This is a genomic window from Listeria sp. ILCC796, from assembly GCF_900186175.1.
Lineage (GTDB): Bacteria > Bacillota > Bacilli > Lactobacillales > Listeriaceae > Listeria > Listeria goaensis.
The window spans coordinates 47,101-60,540 of the sequence record NZ_FYBV01000012.1 but is presented as its reverse complement, the minus strand read 5'-3'; the positions used below and the strand labels follow the sequence as shown (position 1 = coordinate 60,540).

Below are 13,440 nucleotides of genomic sequence, written 5' to 3'. Positions count from 1 at the left end.
TTCTGATTTTTACATATCAACTTTCTTACCTTTAGCTTCTTTGCGTTTAATAATCGCGTATCTTACAAAGATGTTTCCAAACGCTATTACAAGAACCCCTGCAAGCAAGCCAATTAAATAAGCTGGTAAATGCTCAACAAGTGGCCAGCCCCAAACTGCTGGGAGTGGTAGCCACTGCACTGCGCCTAAGGCAACTGCTGTACAGGAACCTACGATAGCCCCAATCACATTGATAGGAATCGTAATCAGCGGATTTCTTAGCATAAACGGAATTGCACCTTCTGAAATGGCTAGAAATCCTAGTAGGAATGAAGTGCCTCCAACAACACGTAGCTCTTGTGAATACACACGTCGTCCAACAACAAATCGATCGATCATCGTAGATAAGCCAAGTCCAAGTGGCGGAATGACAATTGCAAGTACACGGGCAGTTAGTGGAAAAATGCCATCTGCTGCTAAACCGATTGCAATTGCACCGGCTGCTTTATTGACTGGTCCACCTAAGTCGAATGCTGTTGCAGCTGCAATAACTGCTGATAGACCAATCTCTCCTGCCCCACTCATATTTGTAATCACATCGGCAATCCATTTATTTAAAGCTCCAAATACTGGATCCACGAAATACATATTGAGTACAAAGATGAAAAGTACCGATAAGCCTGGAACCAAGAACATTGGCTTCATAGCGCTTAAATTTTTACTTAATTTAATCTTGTTGTTTAAGAAACGAGAAAAGTAACCTGCCGCAATACCTAAGACTAATGCTCCTAAGAACCCACTTGGAATTCCGCCATCAATTCCCCAGAATGTGTAATGTAACCCGCCTGCAAAAAGTCCACCTGCAAAACCTGCTACTAAACCAAGGCGGTCTGCAATGGAATAAGCCGCAAACATTGCAAATACTGGATAAATAAATTTGAAGAGTAAGTTTCCGAATGCATCTAGATAATGCAAGAAGGTGACTAGACCACCCGTATCACGGTAAGCGGCTTCACCAATAACGGCTGGATCCATTCCAAGCGCTAAGCTCCAAACAAGTTTCGCAATTCCTAGCATTAACCCTGCGGCAACGAGAAGTGGAATCATGTATGAAATCCCTGTCATTACAGCCGTAATGATTTCATTTTTAATTCCTTTCTTTTCCGTGCCAGAATTAGTTGATATTTCTTCAACTGTCCCCTCTACAATTCCTTGGGGAGAATTCAAGGCTTGATTAATAATTTCTTCACTTCGTTTTAAAGGTTCCGCTACTTTCACTTGTACATAAGGCAGACCTGCAAAGCGTTCACGTTCTTTAACTTTTGTATCGACTGCAAAAATAATGCCTGAAGCTTTTTTCACCATTTCAGGCGTAATTTTATCTTCTAGACCGTTAGCACCTTGTTTTTCAACATGGATTTTAATGCCCATTTCAGTTGCTTTCTTCTCTAAAGTTTCAGCTGCCATATACGTATGCGCGATTCCTGTTGCACAAGAAGTAATGGCTAAAAGAAACTTATCCGAATTCACCTTTTCGGAAGTCTTTTCTTCTTTTTCTTCAGATAATAAAGCTACAATTTCTTCTGACGAGTTTGCTGCCTTGATTGCATTTAGATAATTTTCATCTACTAATCGACTGCTTAGCTCAGCCAACAATTTTAAATGTGTCGTTCCTGCTTCGCTCTCTGGAATGGCTAAAAGAAAGATTACATCTACTTTATTTTCAGGATTTAAAGATGGCCAAGCTCCCTTTTTCATTGGTTCATCAAGAGTCATGACTGCAAATCCAGCTTTGTTAACAGCTTTACTTTTTCCATGTGGAATAGCTAAACCATTTTCCATTCCAGTTTCGGAATGTTCTTCTCGTTTATATACATCGGCTAAAAATTCGTCAATGCTTGCGATGTATTCGTTTTCAAAAAGTAGCCGAGCGAGTTTCGACAACGCTTCTTCTCTTGTGGAAACGTGTTGCTTCGCAAGAACTAAATTCGGTGCTATTAGCGCTCCAATATTCATTTAACTTTCTCCTTTGCTCTTTTGATAAAAATAATATATCACTAAAATGCAAACATTTTCATTCAGAATTTGGATAATTATCCAGAATAGGTTACAATAGGGCTGTGAAACGAATCAGGAAGGGGAAGACAAATGGGTGTTTTAATGGCTTACTACGGAAATCATCTCGATGAATTGAGTGAATCTGAAAAGTCGGTTTTTTTTAACCTTGATAACCATCCAGAGCTTGTGAATCAGATGAATTTGACGGATTTAGCAAAACGAATTGCTTCTTCTAATTCTACAGTTATTCGATTAGCTCAGCGACTTGGCTTTCAAGGATATTCGCAGTTTAAATACGAAATTAATCAGCTGCTTGCGCAAATGGTACAAATTCAAGAGAAGGATTTAGTGGCGCAATATCATCGCTTTTTTGAGCAATCTTTGCAAACTTTAACTTTAGAATCGATTGACTATTTTGCAAAGCACATTTATGAAGCAGAAAGTCTGTTTATAGTCGGAGTAGGCTTAACCAAACCTCTTGCTGAATATATGAGTAAATACTTGTACCAACTGAATCGTCCTTCCATGTATATATATGAATCGCATATGCTTGATTTACTTCCACAACTTTGTAAGCGAAACGATTTGGTTATTTTTATCAGTATGAGCGGTGAAACGAGTAGTTTACTTGCCTCGGCTAAAAAAGTAAAACAAACTGGCTGTCCGATTCTTTCAATGACAAATGCAAAGAATAATTCACTAAATAATTTGGTGCTTAGTAGTATTAGTGCGGGAATTCCAACAAATGCTTTTCATAACTATGATATTACTTCACGCTCGTTTTTAATGATTCAAATCGATTTGATTCTTGAACTGTTTTTGAAAAAGTATGCAGATAATTAATCGACTATTCCATTCCCCCACTTTCCTATGTTCTTGCTCATCTTTATTCAATTATTGCTTATATTAAATTTTGAAATACACCTTGGCTTTCGGTGGATTTTTGGACTTTAGGAGTAATTTATCGTTTAAAAAGAATTTGTTTTTTTGAAAGTGTGTGGTATACTCGAAATAAGAAAAGGGATATGCGCTAACATATCCCCGCACAGAGCCATTAAAGATGGTGGCTGATTAGATGATATAAATAACCATCCTTTCGTCCAAAGAATTAGATGGTTATTTTTTTTGCTTATCGTTCGAGTCACGAACAGCTAATACTAACATTGCAAAAGCAATCATCAGCACTAGCGTTTCATACACCGACACAGTTAATCCTTTCCAGGAAGAAACCTCGAATAAACATCGGCCTCACCCCCTTGCTCGGGAATTTCAGCCACCATCTTTACTTCTCTGCTCATTTATCTTAACACGAATTGAGTCTCTTTTCTATCCCCTTTTATCTAGGAGAATATTGATTTTTGTGAGGTAATCATGTTTTTCAAAAGTTATAACTCTTCCAAAAAACTCTCATTGAGTTCATTTTCACTAGTATGCTATTAAAATATTATTTTCCCACGTAAAAAAGCGAAGGAGGCAAATCCTTCGCTTTTCTTATGGTAAGAACGTTTCGTCCATTAAATAAAAGTCAACCTCACGCGCAGCTTCTCTGCCTTCTGCAATGGCTGTCACAACGAGGCTTTGGCCGTATCTTGCGTCCCCACAAGCGAATACTGCTTCCTCACTCGTTCTGTAAAACCCTTTTGCGGCATCAATTGTGTGGCGCTTTGTTTGGCCCACATTAAAATTCGTGAAAATATCATCTGTAGCGCCAGCGAATCCAGCGGCAATTAGAACCATGTCGGCTTCAAAGAAACGTTCAGTACCTGGTATTTGTGTGTACTTATGATTCTCTACATCATGGTCCACTTGAACAGTGTGAAGACCAATTAGGTTTCCAGCGTCGTCTTTTTCAAACGCGACTGTGCTAATTAAATACTTGCGTGGATCAGCACCATAAACGGCTTCCGCTTCAGCGTGAGCGTAATCCATCTGGAAAATATGTGGGTATTCAGGCCACGGGTTTTTCCCGGTCCGCTGTTCCGGAAGCTTACCGCGGTGTCCGAATTGGTGGATGGAGGTTGCACCTTGCCGAAGGGCTGTCGCAACACAATCCGCACCGGTGTCACCACCGCCAATGATAATCACCTTTTTCCCCTGTGCAGAGAGGGTTTGAACGCCCTTGTTATCGAGATTGTCGCGAATGCTTTCGGTCAAGTACGGGACGGCCATGTGAATGCCTGCTGCTTCTCGTCCAGGGATTTCAACATCACGCGGCTTGCTTGCACCCGTTGCTAGGACGACGGCATCGAATTCAGCTTTTAAGTCCGTCATTGTGATGTCAACGCCGGCGTTGACGTTTGTCACAAATTCGACGCCTTCAGCGGCCATCAAATTGACACGGCGCATGACGGATTCTTTCTCGAGTTTCATCGTTGGGATGCCGTACATGAGCAAGCCGCCGATACGATCGCTTTTTTCATAAACCGTGACGAAGTGCCCCGCCTTGTTTAACTGATCAGCGCAAGCAAGACCAGCGGGACCAGAGCCGATGATGGCAATCCGTTTACCCGTCCTATTTTGCGGTGGCTCTGGCTGAATCCACCCTTCGGCAAATCCGCGGTCAATGATTTCCTTTTCAATCGATTTAATGCCGACCGCCGGTTCCGAAATCGCGACCGTACACGCCCCTTCGCACGGGGCTGGACAGACACGCCCAGTAAACTCTGGGAAATTGTTCGTCTTCATAAGCAACATGAGCGCTTCTTTCCAGTCGCCGCGGTAAACCGCATCGTTCCACTCAGGAATCAAATTGTTCAGCGGGCAACCCGATACGCCGTTTTTAATTTCCATGCCAACGCTACAAAACGGGACACCGCAGTCCATGCAACGCGCCGCTTGAATCGTTAAATCTTGTTCCGGCATCGGTAGATTATATTCATTCCAGTCGCGCGTCCGCGTTTTCGGATCGCGAACGGGCGCTTTAATCCGTTTATAGTCCATAAAACCAGTTGATTTTCCCAAATTCATCGCCTCCTTTACTGCGCCGTAACTTCCTCTTTATTTCCCGTCAGCTCATAAAATGCTGCCAGTTCAGCCGCCGCATGCGTTTCACCGCTCGCTTCAAGCTCTTCCATTCGCGTCAAAATCGCCTCATATTCATGCGGAATGACGTACACGAAATGCTCAAGTTCATTTTCAAATTGGTCTAAAATGGATTTCGCGAACTTGCTCCCTGTGTAGGCGACATGGCGAATCAGCATATCCTTCAAACGATTCGCCTCCCGCGCAGAAGACACGCTCCGCACCGAAACAAGTTCGTGGTTCGTCTTCAAATGAAAGGCTTCCTTGTCACGCGTATAAACGTACGCCACACCGCCTGACATTCCCGCTGCGAAATTGTCTCCCACTTCGCCTAGAATGGCTACGGCACCACCTGTCATATATTCACAGCCATTATCACCGATGCCTTCTACAACGGCGGTCGCACCGCTATTTCGTACGGCAAATCTGGCGCCCGCTTTTCCTAACATATAAGCTTCTCCGCCTGTTGCGCCGTAAAGTGTGACGTTGCCGACGATGGCCGATTCGTGCGGATTTACGGGTGTCTTGTCATTTGGTGCGACGATGAGTTTCCCGCCTGACAGCCCTTTTCCGAAGTAATCGTTCGCATCGCCTATGATTCGAAGTGTCATGCCATTTGGCGTAAAGGCACCAAAACTTTGACCTGCAACACCGATAAACGTCAAATCAACGGTATCTTCCGGTAAGCCTTCTGCGCCAAATTTTTCGCTAATCATTGAACCCGAGATGGTGCCAATTGCGCGGTCAATGTTGCGCACAGGGAATGTCCCCGTCACTTTTTGCCCCGCTTCAAGTGCTGGCTGAATTTGCTGTACAATTTGGCGGGCATCAAGTGTTTCTTCTAACTTATGATTTTGCGCCTTCGTGCAAATTTGCGTCTGTGTTTTGTAAAAGTCATCTGTATAAAGCAACTTGCTGAAGTCCAAATATTTCGCTTTCCAGTGTGCGTCTTTTCGTTCGTGGAGTGTGATATATTGTTTTTGGCCAATTAGTTCGTCCAGCGTGCGGAAACCTAGTTCCGCCATCATTTCGCGCATTTCTTGAACGATAAACTGGAAGAAATTCACAACATAGTCGGCGGAACCGGCAAATTTTTTGCGCAGCTCTGGATTTTGTGTTGCGACGCCAACCGGGCAAGTATCCATGTGACAAACGCGCATCATGACGCAGCCGAGTGTCACGAGCGGCGCTGTCGCAAAACCATATTCTTCTGCGCCTAGTAATGCCGCGATGAGAACGTCTTTACCGGTCATCATTTTGCCGTCTGTTTCCAAGGTGACTTGATTTCTAAGGCCATTCAAAAGGAGCGTTTGCTGTGTTTCCGCGAGACCAATTTCCCACGGTAAACCAGTGTGGCGAATGCTACTTCTGGCAGCAGCACCTGTTCCGCCTTCATAGCCGCTAACTAAAATGACATCGGCGTTTCCTTTTGCCACACCAGACGCGATTGTGCCCACGCCGGTTTTCGAAACGAGTTTCACATTAATACGCGCCTTTTGATTCGCGTTTTTTAAGTCAAAAATAAGTTGGGATAAATCTTCAATTGAATAAATATCATGATGTGGTGGCGGGGAAATGAGGCCGACTCCAGTTGTTGAACCACGTGTTTTGGAAATCCATGGATACACTTTCTTCCCAGGCAAGTGTCCTCCTTCGCCTGGTTTCGCCCCCTGTGCCATTTTAATTTGCAACTCTTCCGCATTGACCAAGTAATGGCTTGTTACGCCAAAACGACCAGACGCCACTTGTTTAATCGCGCTTCGGCGCAAATCGCCGTTTGCATCGCGCACAAAACGCGCTGGATTTTCACCGCCCTCACCGCTATTGCTTTTGCCACCAAGGCGATTCATTGCTACAGCGAGCGCTTCGTGGGCTTCTTGGCTAATCGAACCGTAAGACATCGCACCCGTTTTAAACCGTTTAAAAATCGCTTCGGCTGGTTCAACTTCCTCGATAGGAACGGGCTTACGATCACTTTTTATATCAAACAAGCCACGTAGAAAAGCTTGATTTTGATTTTGCATTAAATCGGAGTATAGTTCGTAAGCTTCGCGGTCATTTTCGCGTGTCGCGCGTTGCAAGGAGTGAATCGCAAGCGGATTATAGACGTGATATTCGCCGTTTGAACGCCACTGGTATTCACCGCCTGAATCTAGCGTAAACGCCTGATAGCCAATATCGTGAAACGCTTGTCTATGGCGGAGCCACGCTTCTTTCGCAATAATATCAAGCGGGATGCCAGATAATACGCTTGCCGTCCCAGGGAAATATTTCTCTGTTACGTCAGCGCCAATGCCAATCGCTTCAAAAATTTGTGCTCCGCGGTAACTTTGCACAGTGGAAATTCCCATTTTCGACATCACTTTTAAAATTCCGTCTGTGAGCGCCTCCATGTATCTCGTTTCCGCTTCATCAAGCGTAAAACCTTTCATGCGACCTTGCTCAATTAAATCATGGAAAGCGTGCAGCGCAAGATACGGGAAAATCGCATCCGCACCATAGCCAATAAGTGTTGCGCATTGATGAACGTCACGCGCCTCGGCTGTTTTCACGATGAGGCTCGCTTTCGTCCGCAAACCTTTTTGAATCAAATGTTGATGCAAACCACTTACCGCAAGGAGTGACGGAATACCAATCCAATCGGCGTTCGTCCCTTCGTCCGTTAAAACAATGAGCTTGCTACCTGCTTGAATGGCTTCTTCTACTTGGGTAAAAAGAATGTTTAAGCGCGCATCTAGCGACTCGCATTCTTCTTGTTTGAACAGCATCGGTAAAATCGTCGTGGCTTCGCTAAATTTAGTTTGGTTTTTTAGGGCCGCATATTCCTTACGCGTCAAAATTGGCGTTTTCAAGCGGATTCGATTAGCGTTTTGTGCGCCAGGAGCTAAAATATTTCCTTCGTCGCCTAGAAGCGTCATCGTCGACACAACCGTTTCCTCGCGAAGTCCGTCGATAGGCGGATTCGTCACCTGCGCAAATAGTTGCTTGAAGTAATTAAACAAAAGTTGTGGTCGTTTCGAAAGCACGGCAAGCGGCGCGTCGTACCCCATTGCGCCCATCGGATCTTTTTTCTCCGTCACCATCGGAATTAAAATTTTGTTCAACTCGTCCTGCGTGTAGCCAAAAGCCTGCTCGAGTTTAAAACAAGCCGATTTTGTGAGCGGCACGAAATCCTCTTTTACATCTTTCGTGAGCTCGGAAATATCGGTTAGATTTTCAAGCCAGTCCGCATATGGTTCCGCCGATTCTAATGCCCCTTTAAGCTCGGCGTCCGGAATGATACGCCCTTGCTCCAAATCAATGAGCAGCATTTGGCCAGCGCCAACGGTTTCTTTTTTCACAACGTCTGCTTCATCAACTGGCACAACACCTGTTTCCGACGAATAAATGATTGTCCCGTCTTTCGTCAAATAATAACGAGCCGGACGCAAGCCGTTGCGATCTAAAATTGTCCCAATGACGCGGCCGTCCGTGAAGGAAATCGAAGTCGGTCCGTCCCATGGTTCCATGAGTGTCGCGTGATACTCATAAAACGCACGTTTTTCCTCCGACATATTTTTGTTTTTATCCCACGGCTCCGGAATGAGCATCATTGCCGCGTGCGGGAGCGCCCGCCCTGTTTGCACGAGGAATTCAAGCGCATTATCAAGCGTGGCCGAGTCGCTACCTGCTTCATCAATGATTGGCAAAACCTGACCGAGCTTTTTGCCAAAAAGTGGACTTTCTGCGCGTTTCTCACGAGCCTTCATCCAGTTCACATTGCCGCGTTGTGTGTTGATTTCACCGTTATGAATCAAGTAGCGGTAAGGATGCGCCCGCTCCCAGCTTGGAAATGTGTTCGTCGAAAAGCGCGAATGAACGAGCGCAAAAGCCGACGTGTATTCTTGGCTTGCGAGGTCCAAATAATACGCGCTAATCTGCTCTGGCAGTAACATCCCTTTATAAATCACTGTCCGAGTTGATAAACTCGGCACGTAAAAAGTCCCTTCTAAGTCAAGTGTCTTTGCAAAATTTTCAATTTGTTTCCGTATCAAATAAAGCGCGCGTTCAAATTCCTTTTCAGAACGTGCTTCTTCCTGTTCAATAAAAATCTGGTAAATTGCCGGCTCCGTCTGTTTCGCGCCCGCGCCAATTTTCGTTGCATCGGTTGGCACTTTTCGGTAGCCAAGAAACGTTTGCCCTTCTTCCGAAACAATTGCCGCAAACCGTTCCATCAGCTTTGTGCGTTCAAATTCATCTTGCGGAAAATTAATCATGCCCACCGCATATTTAAATTTTTCTGGAAGTGAAATGCCCTCTTCAGAACAAACTTTTCTAAAAAAAGCATCTGAAATTTCAAGTAAAATGCCAGCGCCATCACCCGTATCTCCGCCAACCTCACCACCGCGGTGTTTAAGCTGGCATAACATGTGAATCCCTTGCTCCACAATTTTATGCGAACTTTTATTTTGTACATTCGCCACAAAACCGATTCCACAAGCATCATGCTCATTTTCTGGATTATATAAACCATGTTTTTTTGGCAATCCTACATTTCTCATTCAAATTCCTCCTCCAGCATCCGCCTCTCTTTATTGACGGAATAAACTAAATTGATAGAAAATTCTCTCCCATCAAGTGACGTTTTGTGTAAGTTCTATTTTATCCCTTTTCATTTATCGAAACAATATATATAATAGAATAAAACAATCTCATTTTGAGAACGAAAGAAGTGTTTAACGTGGAACTACGCCAATTAAAATATTTTATGGAAGTCGCAAGAGTCGAACATATGACGCAAGCATCCGAAAATTTACACGTCGCCCAATCTGCCGTCAGTAGGCAGATTATTAAACTCGAAGATGAACTCGGCGTGGCGCTGTTTGAACGCGTCGGCCGAAATATGCGCCTTACAAATGTTGGGAGAGATTTTCTTGAACAAGCCAAGCGCGCCTTCAATGAACTCCAAAAAGCAGAATCCATTGTTACCGAGTATACCAACCCAACACTTGGAACCGTGCGCGTCGGGCTCCCTAACTCGCTCGCAACAAAAGTTTTACCCGCCGTCATTTCCAAGTTTCGGGAAAAATATCCCGACATTTCCTATCAATTTCTGGAAGGCTCAAACGCAGAACTCACAAACATGCTACACTCTGGCGACCTCGACTTCACGTTTTTGTCACCCGTTCCAGCTGAATCTGAATTTTTTCACACAACCCGCTTCTTTGATGAAAAATTAAAAGTAATCGTCCCAAAAACGCATCCGCTAAGCAGCGAGCAGACGTTAACGCTTCAAGACCTCGTCCAAGAAAAATTTATCCTTTATCCGAGCGACTTCGATTTATTCCAAATCGTCCAAAAGTCCGCCGAAAAAAAAGGTATTATGCTTGATATCGCCTTTCAAAGCACCGATTTCTACACAATTCAAGGCCTAGTCGGCGCTGGACTCGGCATCTCCATTCTCCCAGAAATGATTTTAGACGGTGCCATCTTCAAAGAAACCATCAGCATCCCTTTGCGCGACAAGGACTTACGCCGTTCAGTCGGCCTCATCACCACCAAAAAACGCAATTTATCTCCATCCGAACGACTATTTCACGATTTTATTTTAGAATTTTTCCAAAGCAAATAGATTTTTCGCATCAAAATAAAGAAGCATACATCCAAGTAACCATTCCATTTCAAACATGGTTGTTACTGAATTTATGCCTCTTTTTTTCGCACTCCTTTACACTTGGTTAAACGCATCGGGATAGCGCACTTCTCCGCTAAAATCAGTTAAGCCGCCCGGATACAATTCAAGCGCTAAAAAGTTTTCTTCCGGGACATCAAACGGTGCAGAAATCCCAAAATCAGCAGCTTTCTTAAAACCAAATTTAGGATAGTAAGACGCATGGCCGAGCACGATAATTCCCGGATATGCTTTGGCACGCGAAAGCCGAATGCCCTCCTCAATGAGCGCACTCCCGACCCCTTCGCCTTGAAATTCTGGCAACACCGAAACCGGTGCAAGACCAAGTAAAACGCGTGTTTCCCCTTCTCTTTCAAGAAAAATTTCACTAAGCAAGGCGTGACCGACAAGTTGTCCGTCTAACGTTTCAGCGACAAGTGAAAGGTCACAGACATACTGCTCCGTTTCACGAATTAAATCCACTAACTTAGCTTCATCTTCGCGACCAAAAGCGCGTTTATGAATCTCAAAAATTTCCCGATTTTCCTCCTGCGTTTCTATCCGTATGTTCATTTTATCTAACCTGCTTTTCCATTCGATATTTTTCAAGCCCAAGTATCGCTTGCTCGACTTTATCCGCAGTTATTTCACCCGGCATCATATGAATTGTTTCGCCCGCCTCTGTCGCACGAGTTGAAACAGCGCGTATATCGCTTTCAGAAAGTGACTCCGTCAACATATCGGCAAGTGAAGTCGGCAAACCAAGCGCCGTATAAAATGGCAGTAACCGTTCCAATTCATCAAAGCGATTTTCAAGAACGAGTTGAACGAACACGCCGTACGCAACTTTATTCCCATGTAAGATAGAATGTGTTTCTGGAATCATTGTGAGTGCATCGTGAATTGAATGTGCGCCAGCCGTTCGGCCATAGCGGTCACCAAAGCCACCCACCATTCCAGCAACTAAAATATTCGTTTCAACCGTTTTAATAAACGCATCATTTAATTCGCCCGCTTCCATTGCAGCAATTGCCGAAACGCTAAGCTCTAACAGATTTTCCCGACATTTATTCGCTGCAAAGTAAGCAATTTCAACTTCAACCGGCAGATTTTCCAGCTGGGAAATGATGACATCCGCCTCGTACCATTTCGCAAGCGTATCACCAATTCCAGCAATCATTAGCGAGATCGGAGAATGCAAAATGATTTCCGGCTCAATTAAAACAAGCGCGTTGCTTTCAGGGAACACATCGTAGCAAATCATAGCGCCGTTTTGATCATACATGACGCTAAGCGGTGTCGCTGCCGCACAAGTCGAAGCAAGAGTCGGTAAAATAAGCACCGGCATGCGTAACACATGCGCAGCCGCTTTCGCTAAGTCCGTTATTTTCCCACCGCCAACTGCAATAATCGCTTCAAATTGTTTTTCTTGAACGAGGCGAACAATTCGGTCGCGCTCTTCGTAGGTGCAGTCGCCATTATATTGTTCAAATGAAACGGTCACCTCTGGCAAATCAGGAAATTTCTCCTCAGCCACTTCCCATGACTTGTCGCCATGCAAAACGAGGACTTTTTCCAAACGACGTCTTTTTAAATGTTCCGGTAGCGTTTTCCATGCGCCCGTTGTACAAACATATTCTTGCGGTGCTCCGCGTACAATCAATTCTTCAACCATGATGAATCCTCCTCCAAATCTTTTGCCACTAATAAATAGTCTGCTTTTCTTGCAAAGTGAAGAATGAGCTCCGTGAACTCTCCTTCACTCGATTTAATTTCCACGCTGTGTCCGAGCTTTTTCGCCATTTGTTTCGCCAAATAAAGCCCAATGCCCGTCGCTTTCTTTTCTTTCCGACCAATCATGCCCGTGAAGCCTTGCTCAAACACGCGCGGCAAATCTTCTTCACTAATGCCACGACCGTTATCCCAAATATGCAAATCGATGCGCTCTTTTTCCTCCTCACACCAAATCTTCACTTCGCCACCCTCAGGCGTATACTTCAAAGCATTTGAAATAATCTGGTCCAAAATAAACCCAAGCCACTTGCTGTCCGTCCGCACATCAACGTTCACATCGTCCATCGAAAGCTTTTTCTTCCCGGAAATAAACAGCCGAGAATGGCGCTTAATCGACTCCCTAACAACACTTCCAAGATTTTGTTCTTGGATAAAATAGTCTTTTGCAAATGTGTCAAGCCGGGAGAAGTACAGGGCTTGCATCACTAATTGATCCACCCGGTCAAGCTCCTCATCGACTTTCGAAAAAATCGTTGCAGTATCATTCAAATCCGGATTTTTAATCAGCATTTTACTAGCCACAAGTGGTGTCTTAACTTCATGCACCCAGTATAAAATAAAATCATGATATTCTTCTTGCTTATCTTGAAGCGCCGTCACCGTTTTTTGTTCTTCTCGATGCTTTTTGCGCATCAGTTCATTGAAGAAAGCTTGCTCGCTCGTACGCGGTTTCGGTAAGAGTTCGATAATATTTTCATCGATTTCCCCATCAACAAGCTCTTTCATTTCTTGCCAGTACCGATATTTAAAAATATAGCCGAGAATCAGATAGGCGACTAAAAACATGAACACGAAAAAGTATAAATAAATAATATTGCCGAGTGTTAGTTTACTGTTTGGATCAATGTAAATTAAAAGACCAACAAAAAACATGACGATGAAAAAGAAAAATAAGAAAAAGCGTTTATCGCGTACATAGCGCCACCAAGTCATTTAGC

9 protein-coding genes are annotated in these 13,440 nt (G+C 44.1%); 2 read left to right on the top strand and 7 right to left on the bottom strand.

What is annotated here, in order from left to right:
• Nucleotides 1-9: 9 nt before the first annotated feature.
• Nucleotides 10-1,995, bottom strand: a complete 1,986-nt coding sequence (locus tag CFS04_RS11790) for a fructose-specific PTS transporter subunit EIIC (protein ID WP_088810887.1) — start codon at nucleotides 1,993-1,995, stop codon at nucleotides 10-12.
• A gap of 132 nt (nucleotides 1,996-2,127) precedes the next feature.
• Here CFS04_RS11790 and CFS04_RS11785 point away from each other — a divergent pair, with 132 nt between their 5' ends.
• Entirely contained in the window at nucleotides 2,128-2,880 is a 753-nt protein-coding gene (locus CFS04_RS11785; protein ID WP_088810886.1) for a MurR/RpiR family transcriptional regulator, read from the top strand.
• Between the two features lie 273 nt (nucleotides 2,881-3,153).
• On the opposite strand, the gene CFS04_RS13185 is transcribed toward CFS04_RS11785, so the two are convergent.
• The 3 genes from CFS04_RS13185 to gltB all read right to left on the bottom strand — a co-directional run bounded on the left by CFS04_RS13185 (nucleotide 3,154) and on the right by gltB (nucleotide 9,599).
• Nucleotides 3,154-3,243 (bottom strand): putative holin-like toxin, encoded by a 90-nt coding sequence (locus CFS04_RS13185; protein ID WP_220387118.1) that lies wholly within the window; start codon nucleotides 3,241-3,243, stop codon nucleotides 3,154-3,156.
• A gap of 285 nt (nucleotides 3,244-3,528) precedes the next feature.
• Entirely contained in the window at nucleotides 3,529-4,998 is a 1,470-nt protein-coding gene (locus CFS04_RS11780) for a glutamate synthase subunit beta (protein WP_088810885.1), read from the bottom strand.
• 14 nt (nucleotides 4,999-5,012) lie between these two features.
• Nucleotides 5,013-9,599: a glutamate synthase large subunit gene (gltB, locus tag CFS04_RS11775; RefSeq protein ID WP_088810884.1), complete on the bottom strand. Its 4,587-nt coding sequence runs from the start codon at nucleotides 9,597-9,599 to the stop codon at nucleotides 5,013-5,015.
• A 179-nt stretch (nucleotides 9,600-9,778) separates the two neighbouring features.
• Here gltB and CFS04_RS11770 point away from each other — a divergent pair, with 179 nt between their 5' ends.
• Nucleotides 9,779-10,669, top strand: coding sequence for a LysR family transcriptional regulator (locus CFS04_RS11770; RefSeq protein WP_088810883.1), 891 nt, complete (start codon nucleotides 9,779-9,781; stop codon nucleotides 10,667-10,669).
• A 96-nt stretch (nucleotides 10,670-10,765) separates the two neighbouring features.
• Here CFS04_RS11770 and CFS04_RS11765 read toward each other — a convergent pair whose 3' ends face one another.
• From CFS04_RS11765 to CFS04_RS11755, 3 genes are read right to left on the bottom strand one after another with little or no spacing between them, the layout of a single operon-like run.
• Nucleotides 10,766-11,281, bottom strand: a complete 516-nt coding sequence (locus CFS04_RS11765; protein WP_088810882.1) for a GNAT family N-acetyltransferase — start codon at nucleotides 11,279-11,281, stop codon at nucleotides 10,766-10,768.
• A gap of 1 nt (nucleotide 11,282) precedes the next feature.
• Nucleotides 11,283-12,383 (bottom strand): iron-containing alcohol dehydrogenase family protein, encoded by a 1,101-nt coding sequence (locus CFS04_RS11760; protein ID WP_088810881.1) that lies wholly within the window; start codon nucleotides 12,381-12,383, stop codon nucleotides 11,283-11,285.
• On the bottom strand, nucleotides 12,368-13,435 hold the full coding sequence (locus CFS04_RS11755) for a sensor histidine kinase (protein ID WP_088810880.1): 1,068 nt from the start codon (nucleotides 13,433-13,435) through the stop codon (nucleotides 12,368-12,370). Before CFS04_RS11755 ends, CFS04_RS11760 begins: the two co-directional genes overlap by 16 nt.
• Between the last annotated feature and the right edge of the window lie 5 nt (nucleotides 13,436-13,440).

Coding starts and splice junctions, on each gene's coding strand:
- CFS04_RS11790 (WP_088810887.1), bottom strand. CDS start 1,995: ATGAATATTGGAGCGCTAATAGCACCGAATTTAGTTCTTGCGAAGCAA.
- CFS04_RS11785 (WP_088810886.1), top strand. CDS start 2,128: ATGGGTGTTTTAATGGCTTACTACGGAAATCATCTCGATGAATTGAGT.
- gltB (WP_088810884.1), bottom strand. CDS start 9,599: ATGAGAAATGTAGGATTGCCAAAAAAACATGGTTTATATAATCCAGAA.
- CFS04_RS11765 (WP_088810882.1), bottom strand. CDS start 11,281: ATGAACATACGGATAGAAACGCAGGAGGAAAATCGGGAAATTTTTGAG.
- CFS04_RS11760 (WP_088810881.1), bottom strand. CDS start 12,383: ATGGTTGAAGAATTGATTGTACGCGGAGCACCGCAAGAATATGTTTGT.
- CFS04_RS11755 (WP_088810880.1), bottom strand. CDS start 13,435: ATGACTTGGTGGCGCTATGTACGCGATAAACGCTTTTTCTTATTTTTC.